Consider the following 14,277-nt stretch of genomic DNA (forward strand, 5'->3'; position numbering starts at 1 on the left):
AATTATAATGTTTATTCGTTTACTCGCACCTCCCTATTCCTCGTAGGGTTTTTTGGGTGTTCTGGATTAGGTAGGTCTCCTGACTCATGCCTTAAAATAAATCAACAGCCTTCCCGTTTTTTACAGTGGCTTTACTTGTGATTCTTAGCATTTACAGTGGCGGGACCGTGCCGGATTTTCACCGAACTTCCCTTTTAAGCAAACTAAATTGCACCTAACCAAAATAATATTGAATTTTTAAAGATATAATACACCTATCAAAGTATTTTGTCTATTTTAAGTTCGACAAAATAATCCAAACCTTCTGATTGTTTCTAGCCTACCCACGTAAAAAATGTACTATTTATATTCAAAAATTATTGGGGGATTACAGATGGATCAACAAAGAGAACAAAGGTACAATGATTTAAAGCTTGGGGAACGTGGTGCCATTATTAGTATAATTGCGTATATAATCTTAGCGGGGCTTAAATTGCTAATTGGCTTTATGACCCATTCCGAAGCTTTAAAAGCTGATGGATTTAATAACAGCACGGACATTATTTCCTCAATTGCCGTACTGATTGGCTTACGAATTTCACAAAAGCCTGCGGATAGGGACCATCTTTATGGTCATTGGAAATCTGAAACAGTAGCCTCAATGGTAGCTTCGTTTATTATGATGTCCGTAGGCCTTCAAGTACTATATGCAGCGGTTTTATCGATATTTGATGGGAAATCAGAAGCTCCAGACCTCATTTCAGCATGGACTGGGATTTTTTGTGCCTTCATCATGTTCTTTGTTTATCTCTACAACAAAAGATTAGCCAATAAAATAAAGAGTCAAGCTGTTTTGGCAGCTGCAAAGGATAATTTATCAGATGCCTGGGTTAGTATTGGAGCAGCGGTTGGAATTATCGGCTCACAATTCAATCTGGCCTGGCTTGATCCCCTTGCAGCCATTGTTGTTGGCTATCTTATTTGTAAGACAGCTTGGGATATTTTTATCGATACATCCCATAGCTTGACTGATGGTTTTGATGAAAAGCTGATTGAAGATTATAAAGATACAATTTTACATGTTTCAGGCGTAAAAAATATAAAAGAGATTAGAGCAAGAAATTATGGGAATAATACCGTTGTTGACATCGTAATCCTTGTTAACTCGGATCTTCCCCTTCAAAATGCCCATGATATTTCCACAGAAGTTGAAGATATCTTAAAAAAAGAGCATGATGTATTCAATGTTCATGTCCATGTGGAGCCGGCTTCGGAACATGTTGACGGTTTGTTTGTTCCAATTTAAGCTTTTTCAAAAATTAATTACATATTGCTGATCATGATAGTCCGACTTGTAATACACTCGCTCGTTAAAGATAATTTTCTGTTCGTTCATTAATAGCACTGTAGAGCTTCTTGTACCGTAGTTTTCACTTTTAATGAAAATTGGTGAGAGCATACGCTCCATCTCCAACGATACACCAGTATTAGGGAGGGCTTCATCCTGAGCAGGATCACTAATTTGAAGCAACGTAAATAACCGTTCGATGATATTTTCTTCTCTTCCATTTATTATTTTTTCAAAGTCTTCTTTTCCTTTTTGAACCTTTGGCCAATTCGTATTAAGCAAATGATTACTGACGCCATGAACCCCTTTCTCTATCTTGAAGGGGGTTTTTGTGACATTAGAAAAATAGATCAATTCATTTTGGCTGCCAACTAATAGATTGTAGCCAGGGTACATGGAAGAGGTATCTTTCAAAGTCTGTAAATATTCTTCCGGTGGTACATTACTTTTTAAAAAATTTGATACCAACTCTCCGCGGGAACGTTTATCTTCCGTGTTCTCGTTTGGGTTACGGAAATTGGTGATGGCTGCAAAAAGGCCCCCTTTTGTTACACCCATCCACGTGCCCATTTTTTTAAAATCCCTTCCGGCAAGAATTTCCGGATGGTCGTCCCAATAGTAAGCAGGTGCAGTTTCCCTTCCATAAAATTCATCACGGTTGGCAGCAACAATCAGCTTATATTTTGGATGGACATGATAGCCGAATAAAATTAAACACAAGATCAACCACAACCTTCATTTTAAAATGATAACTTTCATTATATTGAATGGTATCATTATTTTCCAATTTATTGTAACTGTGAGCAATAAAATAGACCGGGTTAAGTCATAATAATATACTAGGTAAAAAGCATAGGGAGGTATTTTCCATGTTAATTGAAATGTGGACTGATTTTGCTTGACCATTTTGCTATATCGGCAAGAGGCATCTGGAGGATGCACTTAAGAAAATTGACCAACCTGTTCAGGTAATTTACCGTTGTTTTGAATTAGATCCAACGATGGAGCGTAATGTAGAAAAGAATATGTACGAAAAGTTGGCGGAAAAATATGGGATGTCCATTGAACAAGCAAAAGCAAACTGCAGCAATATGGTGCAGATGGCTGCTGAGGCTGGTTTGGACTATCATTTTGATACGCTAATTTTAACAAATACATTTGATGCGCACCGCCTCACATTGTATGCAAAAGCTCGTGGCTTAATGAATGAAATGACAGAGCGAATTTTGCGTGCCTATTTTACCGAATCAAAACATATTGGAGACCACCAAACTTTAGTTGAGCTAGCAGAGGAAGTTGGATTGAGTCGCGAGGAGGTGGCCGCAATGCTCGCTACTGATGATATGAGTGAAGATGTTCGTGCTGATGAACAGGAAGCCGCTTCACTTGGAATTCGGAGTGTTCCTTTCTTCCTCATCAATAGAAAATATACAATTACAGGTGCACAGCCAACTGAAATGTTTGTGCAGGCTTTACAGCAAGTTTTGGCACAGGATGGACCGTTTGAGGTGGAGGGGGCCGGTGACGGCGGGCCTAGTTGCGACGAGAATGGCTGTGAAATACCGAAGAAGTAGCCGGCGGGTAGCCTAGCTTGGCGGGAAATTGCAAAGATGGAATTTCACGTGCACAGTTTCTTTCTTCAACAGGGATTCCGAGTACGTGAGATAATCTTGCGTACCCGGTTTCTTGTTTCGGCAGCGATTTCGATTACGCGAGACCATCTTGCGTTACCAGTTCCTAGCTTCGACAACGGTTTTGGTCACGCGAGACCATCTTGCGTTACCAGTTCCTAGCTTTGGCAACAGTTTTGGGCACGTGAGACCGTCTTGCGTTACCACTTTCCTGTCTCAACACCGATTCCGGGCATGTGAGACCATCTTGCGTTCTCTTTTCCTTGCCTACATACCGCTTTCAGGCACGCAAGACGCTCACAAAGTCAAAAAAGCTGCCGATCCCTCAGCAGCTCCCAACAACATTCTCTATATATACTTCCGATGCATGGCCTTCCCATCATACGAAAATAATGCACCCTTACTCTCAACCACGGTTTCCATATGAACTGGACGGCCCCATAGCTGATAAATATATGGCATAACTTTTTCCAAATATTTAATATCGAGCTCGATGCCTTCATACCAATGCTTCAAATACAACTCACCATTTTTCAAATGATCACCGTTATTGACTGTTATATAAGGAAACCCGCCGTTTACGCGCATATTTACAAGCTGGTCGCGAACATTCTCCCATTCTTTATCTACGATTTTATAATCCTTTCCCTGTTTCTGGAACAAATACATATCTTCACGGTTCACTAATTCTTTCGTTAAATAGTTTCGGATAAAAGAAATATCGGACTCGACTTCCCGCACTTCAAATATTTTTTCACGACCTGATCCAGGTTCCACACCTAGCTTTATCATTTCTTCAGTTGGATTGTTATAGCGCTCTTCAATATCCTCATAAATTTTCAAGCCTAGATAGTAGGGATTAATCGATGTCCGTGATGGCTGAACAACACCGGCATTCAGCTTCGCAAATTCAATCGCTTCATCGGACGTTAATTCCAGCTCGCGAATGATCCGCGCATGCCAGTACGAAGCCCAGCCTTCGTTCATGATCTTCGTTTCCAATTGCGGCCAGAAATATAACATCTCCTCACGCATCATTGTCAATATATCACGCTGCCACTCCTCAAGCTCACGGCTATATTCTTCTATAAATAGTAGTAGGTCTTTTTCCGGCTGTGGCGGAAACCGTTTTCCTTTCTTTTTTGGAGCATCCTTTTTATTATCACGCTCATCCAAGCGCCACAGATCATCGTATGGTGATTTAGCAACAGAATCCTCTTCCACCTCATCGACCAGTGTATCCTCAATAGACCAGGAAAGTTTCGCCCTTAATAAGGATGGATCAATATGCTCTTGGATTGCTAATACCGCATCCAAAAACTTTTCAACTTCAAGCTTTCCATAATCATGCTCATATTTTTTAATCCGCTCGGCCGTTGCCGCCATACTTTCGACCATATCACGCTTCGTATTACTAAAGCGGACATTATTTTTAAAGAAATCACAGTGGGCTAATACATGTGCTACAATCAATTTATTTTGAATTAAACTATTTGTATTTAATAAAAAGGCATAGCATGGATCAGAGTTAATAACAAGTTCATAGATTTTACTCAAGCCTAAATCATAATGTAGTTTCATTTTATGAAACTGCTTTCCAAAGCTCCAATGAGAAAACCTTGTCGGCATCCCATATGAACCGAAAGTATAGATGATTTCAGCAGGACAAATTTCATAGCGCATTGGATAAAAATCAAGACCAAATCCTTTTGCAATCTCTGTAATTTCATCAATCGCATATTGTAATGCCTGATGATCATTTCTTGCCATCCTTATCTCCCCTTTATGTTAATAAAGCATGTTCATGATCAAATACACCTTCATAATGGAAAACATTCTACCCTTTCTGTAAATTTATGTTGTATTCCGATATTTCATGAAAAAAGATTAACAAGAAAAAGAAGCAAGTGTGATTACACCTGCTCCTGCTCGGAATCCTCTTTATTTTTCAACCGATCCTTTAAGGCAAAACCTATTAACCAAATAAATAATGGAACACAAATTGCTAAAGATAAGGAAATACCAACCCACTCGTTTTCTATAAAATGCATGGCATGAGCATGGTCAAACACAATCCAATAGCCAAAGCCTCCAAACAAAATCCCAACGGGAACGATTAGACGACGATAATTTTTAAGTCCAAATACCTTTTGTAAAGATAGACACCCACAGTAGAGGCTCATCATGACTTGCGTTAATAGTGAAATAGAGAAAAAGGCAATCATAATCATCTCATATCGATGTATATACAAACCAATTTGTGCACTTCTGGCCATCTGCATACACGAGACAACATACTTTCCTGCTACTGCTGCTGACATAACGCCTACTTCTACAATCGGCCACATTAAAATAAAACCCGTTCCATAAAAAACTCCTGCCAAGCTAGACCGTTTCCACACGCTAACCTCTTTTACATTTGGTAAAATGAGGGCAACCATCATAAACACTAGCGTCCAATCAGCCAGCAAATGGCGGCCAGCAAAAGCTGTAGGAACAACTCCTGATTCAAATACCGGCAATAATTCACGTATGTCAAACTTTCCTAATGAACCAAATAACAATAAGATATTTAAGCATAATATTGAAAACACGCCGATCAGTGCCATTCGGGAAATGACCTCTAAGCCAAAATAAATTGCATAACACCCAACAATTATAGCGACGATAATAAATACACTTGTATGTGCATCCGGTAAAAAATAATCCTTCAGGTGATAGACAAATGTGGCCATGATGGGGCCCATTGAACTGAGGAAAAACACAAAAAAGATTAGACCTAGTAATTTTTCAAACCAAGCCCCTATTAGTTTTTTACCTTGGTCTATCAAATCGCCCTTTGGCATCCGCCGCATAACCATAACAATGAAGAAAATCAAACCTGCTGCAACCACACTGGAAATAACTGTTGAAAGCCATATATCCCTGCCAACTTCACGGGCCATACTCCCTTGGGTAAGACCAATTGATTTTGCATACACCATGTTAATGATTAATCCCATTAACATTCCATTCGTTATTTGAACTCTCATCGCTCATCCCTCATTATTTCCCGGAACGGGTTGGAGAATATAATAAAACTCCGCCTTTCACTTTTACGTCAACATTAACTGTAATCGGTACATCAGAAAAAGTTGAATCCCAGTTTTTCTTAATGGTCTTCCACTCGCTAGGAAATTTATTATTAAAGCGTTGCCCTAATTCCAGGAAATCTGATTTATACTCCTTTTGTGCTTTTGTTACTAGTCCTTCGATAACACTTTTAATATCGCCCTCAATATCTTTCTCAATTGTTTTTACGTCTGCCTCATTTGCAATCGAGAATGGGCAACCTGCTTCAACTATATTTACAAATGCATTAAAATTCACAGTAAAAGCGGGTTTACCGTTCACATAGGATGGAGTTACATTGAATTTATCATGAACAATTTCTGCCGTAATCAATTCTTCCGGATTTTTCGGACATGCAAGGACAACTGTCTGCGATTTTACTTTTTCAATAAATAATACAGCGGCCTTAGACTCCCTTCGACCTAAAACACCAACAAGCTTGTCACCTTTAAATACACCTGCCCCTTCTAACTCCACCTGCTTTATGGCGCCTGCTTGACCTTGTTTCTTATTTGAAACACCGCGTTCAATTAACCGCATCCGAGCGATGATTGGCTGTGTTGTTTCGCTGAGGTAGGCGGATTGGACATCCAGTAATTCCGTTCTCGGAGCAGCACCGGATATATCGGTATAGCGATAAAGCTTGTCAAGAGCTTCCCCAGGGATTACCTCAAGCCCTGTCATCGTTGAAACAATATCCTTGGCTTTATTAGGTGTTATGGCAATCCATGTCCTCATCCTGAGTTCTGGATTTCTTGTAAAAAAATCGATGATTTCCTTAATTCCATCTCTAGCTACATCTTCGTTCACAACAATAATAAAATTATGTGCCCAAAATACCCTTCTCGTGGAGATACTGGCCATATGTCGAATCGCATCAAAGATTGTCTGCCCTTGTGCTGATGCTGACCAAATTGGATCGCCTGTATTCCCTGCCGGCGCTCCAGTTTGCCCCCTTGAATCTGCAGGTCGGGCAACCTCAACCGTAATCTCATATTTATTGCCATCACCTTCTTTTGATTCCTCTACTTTATCAATGGCAACTGCCATTACCAATGCTAAATCGTTAATTTCCTTTTTACCGGTACATCCTGAAAGGAGTAGAACTGCAAGAATAACGGGGATAGAGACCTGTTTTATCATTCATTTTTCTCTCCCTTCAGCTTCTTTGGTTTTCTAATCCTTTTTTTCGATTCTACTGGATTTTGTTCCGCCTCATTCAATTTCTTATTGCTAGACTGGACATCATCATCTGTTTTTTCATTTTTAATTTCAGGATGAATGTTGGGTGGCTGTGGTTTTTGATCCTCCTGTACCCGATCTTCTTGTCCTTCGGCTAACTCCGGTTGGCTAATCATTTTCCACCATGGAAAGCGGATGATTGCATCTTTTTGATCTGATGGTTTAAACGGAGTTGCTGGTGCTAAATATGGCTCACCAAAAGATCGAATCGAAAGGGCATGAATGGCCAGTATAAAAAAGCATGCTGTAAACCCTAATAACCCAAGCGTTCCTGATGCGATTAAGAGCGGAAAGCGTAAGAGCCGTATCGAAAACGATGCAGCATAGCTTGGAATGGCAAAAGAGGCAATTCCTGTTAACGCAACGACGATGACCATGAATGGCGATACAAGTCCAGCTTGAACAGCTGCCTGACCGATGATTAAGGAACCAACAATACTTACAGCCTGTCCAACAGGTTTTGGCATCCGTAAACCCGCTTCACGCATAAGTTCAAAAGCAACCTCCATTATGATAGCTTCCAACAATACTGGATAAGGAACGATTTCTCGCCCAGAAGCAATGGTCAGTGCTAAGGAAGTAGGGATCATTTCCTGATGAAAACTTGCCAGCATAATATAAAATGAGGGTAATGTAAGGCTTACAAAAAAAGCGATATAGCGAACTAACCTATAGAATGTCCCAGTAAAATATCTTGAATAATAATCATCACTTGCTTGTAAAAATTGCCAAAAGTAGGCAGGTACTATTAATACAAAGGGAGTATTATCAACAAAAATGGCCACTCTTCCTTCGAGAATGGCAGCTGCCACTTTATCAGGCCGTTCTGTGCTTTGAATAGTTGGGAATGGTGAAAGTGGGGCATCCTCAATCAATTCTTCAATATAGCCACTTTCCAAAATGGCATCGATTTTTATTTTATTTAATCTACTTTTAACCTCTTTCAGTACAGCCTCTTTTACAGTCCCTTTTAAATAAGCAATATTGATGTCTGTTTCTGATTTCGTACCGAGCTTCATACTTTCAATTTGCAGCAAGGGGTCACGTAAGCGCCGTCGAACCAATGCTGTATTCGTTCTTATACTTTCGGTAAACCCATCTCGAGGACCCCTCACAACCTGTTCTGTCACTGGTTCGTCGACAGACCGTGTATCCCAGCCTTTTGTAGAAACCGTAATAGCGTCCTTACTTTTATCTATAAAAAAAACAGTATTGCCCATTAAAATTTCGTTAATTGCTTCCTTAACTTCTTTAATGATTTTGGCCGATGGGTGGGTAATCAAATTGTCCATTATTTTTTTCGCAATATCTTTCTTAATCGGACCAACTTTACTAGTAACAATTAGATTTGGTGCTTTAAAAAATAAGGATTCAAGTATACTTTCAATTTCATTTGTATTCGTTAAACCGTCCATATAAAAACAGGCCATATTAACATCCATTTGGGCATGAAAGATGAATTCCTTTTTCGCCAAATCCGTATTGTCTCCTAGAATGCTTTCTATTACGGCGATATTGTCATCAATATTTTCTTCAAATGTGCTTTTCATCTTCTCTTCAAGTGTCTTGTTCATGTATGCTACCCCTTCGCACGTTCCTATTATTTTCTTTCCTATTTAACGATGATTTATTCTTTTTTGGTTAAATACTACATAGCTGGGAAAGATGAGAAGGTAATGCTGAAAAATTTTTGAAAGGCTGATTTAGTATGGATTTTTATCATTCTTGGATATATGTTAATTTCCTAAATACGAAACCGTTTATTTGGACCGTGGTGATTAGCGTTTTTGCCTTTAATATTTTAGGTCCCATACTCGTCTGGTTTGTGATGAACAGTAAAGGGATTCCGATTGTAAGTAGGATTGGTAAAAATAAAAAAGAGCCTCCCATTTCGGAAGACTCTGACCATTAGCAATTAACACTGTGTATCACCAAGATATGCTTCAATTTTTTCCTCTACTTGTTCCTGTGTCGGTTCAATACCTTCAAAAGGGAATGTTAATTCCGTAACAAATTGTCCTTTTTTTGTAACGTGGAGTGCAGCTGTTTTTGATATTTGGCTGAATTCCACATGAAATACATAGCCTTCACGTTCTATTGCCCCCATGGCTTTCCCACCTTTATTTTACGTTCCATTGATTATTTTACCCATTACGGCTTTAAAATATGTTGACTCCTACGTTTTGGTTTCAAATGACATGTCAACATTTACTGTACCGACTGTAGTGTAAAACTTTGTTTTTATCATAAACTAAATTCAATTCTTCGAAAGGGGAATGTAAATGAATGCTGTCGATTATGATAAAGCATTATTTTATATGAATCGCGGAGAATGGGATAATTTGTTGATATTAATGGTCCGTACGAAGGATGATTTTTTATCAAAAAAAATTGAGCAATTTCTCCATGCCTGTAATTTCAGTCGGGATTATTCGGTCATTGAGAATAAAGCTTATCACTTGCTGACGTATGTAGATCACGCCTTATCAACTACTCCTTCTTCTACCTCTATTTATGGATAATGAGGAATTTTAACGGACATTGAATCCGTTAATTCCATTAAATAATATGCTTTCACCATTTTTAAGGACACAGATTCCGTTATTTATGAAAAAACATTGGGAATTGGCTATTTTTTCATACAATGACGGAACTAGTGTCCGTTTAAATTTAAGAGTCCGTACTTTAAAAAGATAAAATGTGAGGCGAAATAATTTGAGCAGAAAACCAACCGAAGATGATCTCGAGCTGCAGGAAACATTGAATAAGCTGAATGGCAAGGTGGTCCATATAACAAAAGAAGTAAATCGTGATATAGATGAAACTACAATGACGCTAAGTGGAGCAAACCTTCATGAACGTCCACCAACCATTGATGGGTATGTCTCCCCTTATGTTTTACAGCTGCATGGAAAAGGACGGACTGCCACAGATCATGCACAATTTCAGCAAGTTCCAAATGAGACGTATGAAATCCCATTAATAAATAAGCTCCACACCCATGTACAGCCAAACCATATTTCCATTAAAACCGAAGACGGCACATACACCATTAAGTATAAATAAGCCCACAAAACTGTGGGCTTATTTATACGATCACTATTTAGCTTGAAGTAATTGTTCAATTTGATTCATCAAATCCGTGCTAATATTTTGTAACTTATCGTCACTATCTTCTAAGGAGTTGCCTTTTACACCAAAGTAAAATTTAACTTTCGGCTCTGTTCCAGATGGGCGTAAGCAAAACCATGAGCCATCAGTGAGAATATATTTCAATACATTTGATTTGGGCAGGTCAATGGTTTCCGCACTGCCATTTAATACTACTTTTTTCTCACTTGATAAATAATCCTCGATTTGTACTACCTGCAAGTTCCCCATTGAGGTTGGTGGATTCCGACGAAATGCAGCGAGTATTTCTTGAATTTGTTCGGCCCCTTCTTTTCCTTTTAATGTTAATGATTTTAAACCTTCGCGGTAATAGCCATATTGGGCATAAAGGTCAAGGAGCGCATCATATAAAGTCTTTCCTTGCTTTTTATAAAATGCGGCAACCTCTACTGCCAGAATCGCTGCCTGCACCGCATCTTTATCCCTTGCGAAGTCGCCTATAAGATATCCATAGCTCTCCTCATAGCCAAATTGGAATACACACTCTCCGCTTTCCTCATATTCCTTTATTTTTTCACCGATAAATTTAAATCCGGTTAACGTATCAATCGTATCAAGTCCATAATCTGCAGCAATTGCACGGCCAAACTCAGACGTTACGATTGTTTTTAAGACAACGCCATTACTAGGCAAAATTCCTTTCGCTTTTTTCTCAGACAATAAATAATGAAGGAGAATTCCACCTGTTTGATTTCCTGTTAAAATCTCATAGTTGCCAGCACTATTTTTCACTGCAATACCAAGACGGTCTGCATCAGGATCAGTCCCAATCAGTAGATCTGCTCCGACCTTGGTTCCTTCCTTGATTGCCAATTCAAACGCGGCATGCTCTTCTGGATTAGGAGATTTTACAGTTGAAAAATTGGGATCTGGAAGTTCCTGTTCTTTCACCACCGTTACATTTTTAAAGCCTAATGCTTCAAATCCAGCACGCACAGGCTTATTTGCAGTACCATGGAGCGGCGTAAATACAACCTTCACATTATTTTCTGCAAATAACTCCGGATTTAATGAAATCGTTTTAACACGCTCAATGTAGGCTTGATCAATGTCCTCTCCAATAATATGTAATAAACCCTTTGTCTTTAAGCTCTTCTCATCAGCTACTTCGATTGTCAATTCATTATCAACTTCATTTACTTTTGCAATGACTAGATCCGCTGCTGCTGGCGGCAATTGACATCCATCAGGACCGTATACTTTAAAGCCATTGTATTCTGGCGGATTATGACTTGCAGTAATAACGATTCCAGCATAGGCATGTAAATGTCGGACTGCAAAAGATAGCTCAGGAGTCGGACGCAGTTCCTCAAAAACATAGGATTGAATGCCGTGTTGACCTAATGTTTTCGCTGCTTCCATTGCGAACTCAGGTGATTTATGGCGGCAGTCATATGCAATGACAACCCCACGTACTTTTGCTTCATCTCCATTACCTTCTATGTATCGTGCCAGTCCTTCAGCTGCCTTCCGGATTGTATATATGTTCATACGATTTGTACCAGGATCAATTTCCCCGCGCATACCACCGGTACCAAACTCTAAATTTTTATAAAAGCTATCTTCTAGCCATTTTTCATCATCTTTTTTATTTTGTAATATTTGTTGGAGCTCACTTTCCAAATCTTCAAAGGCAGCCCATCTCTCATATTGCTCTTTCCAGCTCATAAAATCCTCCCTTTGCCAAATTTAATTTTAGGGATGCTTATTATACTATTTTAATCAACATAGCCCTATTACAAATTGTATTTACTTACATAATACTATTTATATTTTCCCATACAATTCTCCTTTTAATTTTATTATTTTGTAACAATATTTTTACATGTGCTCGGGAAGCAAATCTTTTCCAATCGTGCCGCCCATGATGATATACTAAGTTCTACATAAAACGAAGCGCAGGGGGTTTAAGGAATTGAATTTGAGATCACCATATGTTTTATTAATCATCGCGACGGTATTATGGGGTGGTAATTTTGTAATAGGAAGAGGATTTGCCGATACAATGCCTCCCTTTACATTAGCTTTTATCCGTTGGATTGTTGCGTTTTTATTTCTGTTACCTTTTACCAAAAATGAACTACTCGCGAATATAAATTTATGGAAAGCAGAATGGAAAACGTTGTTTTGGATGTCCTTAACGGGTATCGTTGGTTTTAACACACTTTTATACATTGCAGTTCATTATACGACTTCCATTAATGCCGTACTGATTAATGCACCAACACCAGCAATTATCATGCTGCTTTCCTTCTTATTTTTAAAAGAAAAAGTCCAAAAAAAGCATATTGTCGGAATTATTTTTTCAATATTCGGTGTCATTTGGATTGTCAGTCGTGGCTCCCTTGAAACACTTCTATCTTTTACAATTAATAAAGGTGAGCTTTGGATGCTTGTGGCCATCACTTCATGGTCCATTTATTCCGTCATTGTGAAGAAAAATGCACATAAGTTCCCTGCAGCAGGCGTCTTCTTAGTGACAATTATCATTGGAATCTTCATCCTTGCGCCATTTGCAGCCTACGAATGGATTAGTGACCAATCGATGGTGATTACTGGTAAAAGTATTGCCGGATTCTTGTATATCGGCATTTTCGCATCCGTTATTGCGTTTTTAAGCTGGAACAAAGCAGTTGCCGATATCGGGCCTGGAAAAGCATCGCCGTTTTTAAACCTCATGCCTATTTTTGCATCAACCTTCGCCATTTCTTTTCTAGGAGAAAACGTTACATCTGCACAAATCATTGGCGGGGGCATAACAATAACAGGTGTACTAATCACAACAGGCGTTTTTATGAAGAAAGTGCCAAAGATTAATGCTGAAAGCCAAATTGAAAAGCTAGAGGCTTAGAAAAATAGAAGTGGAGGCATTATTTCGCGGCCTCCACTTCTATTTTTATTTTCCATCCAACAAAAATTTCAATCTCTTTGGATAGTTCGTAATGATTCCAGTCACACCATAACGAATCATTTTTTCCATATTACTTTTTGAATTGACAGTCCATGGAAAAATCTTCAACCCACTTTCAATGGCGATCCGAACATCATGTTCCTGTAATGTTTTAAAGCTTGGTTGCATAGATTCTACCGGAAGACCAAAATGGTTGGCAAGCCCAAAATAATCTTGGAAATTTTCGTAATACAACAATCCAATTTTTATAGCTGGATTCATTTGCTTTAGCCGGTAAAGACATAAATAATCAAAAGATGAAACAAGCACTTGGTCTATCCGGTTACTTCGATTCAAGAAGTCTGAAAGTTTTTGTTCAATCCCCTGATAAAAAGATGGGATATTTTTTATCTCTATATTAATAAGTAGGTCTCTTGGAACGATTTCGAAAACTTCCCCTAATAACGGAATCTTTTCACCTTTATATTTTCTGGAAAACCAACTGCCTGCATCGTACTTTTTTAACTCCGCCGCCGTCATTTCACCAACAATTCCTTCGCCATTTGTCGTCCTTTTAATATTTTCATCATGAATGACGACTAATTTTCCATCCTTCGTTAAATGAATATCCAATTCGATGCCGTCACACCCTTGGTCCATCGCCAATTGAAACGCCGCCAATGTATTTTCCGGAGCTTCGCTTGATGCACCACGGTGGGCAATAATCAATGGCTTTGTTCTTTTCATAAATAATCCCACCCCTTCTTTTATAATCTATGCCGTAAATGATAAAGAAAGCAATATTTATCAATTGTTTTTCACACTAAATCGTGGTATAGTGACATTAAAATCAATTAAACATAGTATGTTTATAGGAATTATACGTTTTAGTTATATATAAGAGG

The 14,277-nt window shown here is 38.7% G+C and carries 13 protein-coding genes and 1 riboswitch; of the genes, 5 read left to right on the top strand and 8 right to left on the bottom strand.

Features of this window, described 5'->3' with window-relative positions; genetic code table 11:
• Positions 1-52: 52 nt before the first annotated feature.
• Positions 53-233, bottom strand: a riboswitch (cobalamin riboswitch).
• A gap of 140 nt (positions 234-373) precedes the next feature.
• Entirely contained in the window at positions 374-1,285 is a 912-nt protein-coding gene (locus ACNQFZ_RS06250; RefSeq protein ID WP_458414463.1) for a cation diffusion facilitator family transporter, read from the top strand.
• Between the two features lie 6 nt (positions 1,286-1,291).
• Here the strand turns inward: ACNQFZ_RS06250 and ACNQFZ_RS06255 are convergent, their stop codons facing one another.
• On the bottom strand, positions 1,292-2,047 hold the full coding sequence (locus tag ACNQFZ_RS06255) for an NRDE family protein (protein ID WP_458414464.1): 756 nt from the start codon (positions 2,045-2,047) through the stop codon (positions 1,292-1,294).
• 194 nt (positions 2,048-2,241) lie between these two features.
• Here ACNQFZ_RS06255 and ACNQFZ_RS06260 point away from each other — a divergent pair, with 194 nt between their 5' ends.
• A complete protein-coding gene (locus tag ACNQFZ_RS06260) occupies positions 2,242-2,901 on the top strand; it encodes a DsbA family oxidoreductase (protein WP_458415329.1) in 660 nt (219 codons plus the stop codon).
• Positions 2,902-3,306: 405 nt separating this feature from the next.
• Here the strand turns inward: ACNQFZ_RS06260 and ACNQFZ_RS06265 are convergent, their stop codons facing one another.
• From ACNQFZ_RS06265 to ACNQFZ_RS06285, 5 genes are all read right to left on the bottom strand, one after another.
• Complete coding sequence (locus ACNQFZ_RS06265; protein ID WP_458414465.1) at positions 3,307-4,728, bottom strand: SpoVR family protein; 1,422 nt, start codon at positions 4,726-4,728, stop codon at positions 3,307-3,309.
• 143 nt (positions 4,729-4,871) lie between these two features.
• Positions 4,872-5,990 carry a GerAB/ArcD/ProY family transporter gene (locus tag ACNQFZ_RS06270; RefSeq protein WP_458414466.1) on the bottom strand — a complete coding sequence of 373 codons (1,119 nt, stop codon included), beginning with the start codon at positions 5,988-5,990 and terminating at the stop codon, positions 4,872-4,874.
• A 13-nt stretch (positions 5,991-6,003) separates the two neighbouring features.
• On the bottom strand, positions 6,004-7,212 hold the full coding sequence (locus ACNQFZ_RS06275; RefSeq protein ID WP_458414467.1) for a Ger(x)C family spore germination protein: 1,209 nt from the start codon (positions 7,210-7,212) through the stop codon (positions 6,004-6,006).
• Positions 7,209-8,885 (bottom strand): spore germination protein, encoded by a 1,677-nt coding sequence (locus ACNQFZ_RS06280; protein ID WP_458414468.1) that lies wholly within the window; start codon positions 8,883-8,885, stop codon positions 7,209-7,211. Before ACNQFZ_RS06280 ends, ACNQFZ_RS06275 begins: the two co-directional genes overlap by 4 nt.
• 341 nt (positions 8,886-9,226) lie before the next feature.
• Complete coding sequence (locus ACNQFZ_RS06285) at positions 9,227-9,418, bottom strand: DUF5370 family protein (RefSeq protein ID WP_458414469.1); 192 nt, start codon at positions 9,416-9,418, stop codon at positions 9,227-9,229.
• A gap of 175 nt (positions 9,419-9,593) precedes the next feature.
• Here ACNQFZ_RS06285 and ACNQFZ_RS06290 point away from each other — a divergent pair, with 175 nt between their 5' ends.
• Together ACNQFZ_RS06290 and ACNQFZ_RS06295 are read left to right on the top strand one after the other, a co-directional pair.
• Entirely contained in the window at positions 9,594-9,833 is a 240-nt protein-coding gene (locus tag ACNQFZ_RS06290) for a YhdB family protein (RefSeq protein ID WP_458414470.1), read from the top strand.
• A 193-nt stretch (positions 9,834-10,026) separates the two neighbouring features.
• On the top strand, positions 10,027-10,377 hold the full coding sequence (locus ACNQFZ_RS06295) for a hypothetical protein (RefSeq protein WP_458414471.1): 351 nt from the start codon (positions 10,027-10,029) through the stop codon (positions 10,375-10,377).
• A gap of 33 nt (positions 10,378-10,410) precedes the next feature.
• Here ACNQFZ_RS06295 and ACNQFZ_RS06300 read toward each other — a convergent pair whose 3' ends face one another.
• Complete coding sequence (locus tag ACNQFZ_RS06300; RefSeq protein WP_458414472.1) at positions 10,411-12,150, bottom strand: phospho-sugar mutase; 1,740 nt, start codon at positions 12,148-12,150, stop codon at positions 10,411-10,413.
• 247 nt (positions 12,151-12,397) lie between these two features.
• Here ACNQFZ_RS06300 and ACNQFZ_RS06305 point away from each other — a divergent pair, with 247 nt between their 5' ends.
• Complete coding sequence (locus tag ACNQFZ_RS06305; RefSeq protein WP_458414473.1) at positions 12,398-13,333, top strand: DMT family transporter; 936 nt, start codon at positions 12,398-12,400, stop codon at positions 13,331-13,333.
• 45 nt (positions 13,334-13,378) lie between these two features.
• On the opposite strand, the gene ACNQFZ_RS06310 is transcribed toward ACNQFZ_RS06305, so the two are convergent.
• On the bottom strand, positions 13,379-14,119 hold the full coding sequence (locus tag ACNQFZ_RS06310) for a glycerophosphodiester phosphodiesterase (protein WP_458414474.1): 741 nt from the start codon (positions 14,117-14,119) through the stop codon (positions 13,379-13,381).
• Positions 14,120-14,277 lie beyond the last annotated feature (158 nt).

This window comes from Schinkia acidoalkalinis (assembly GCF_054301215.1).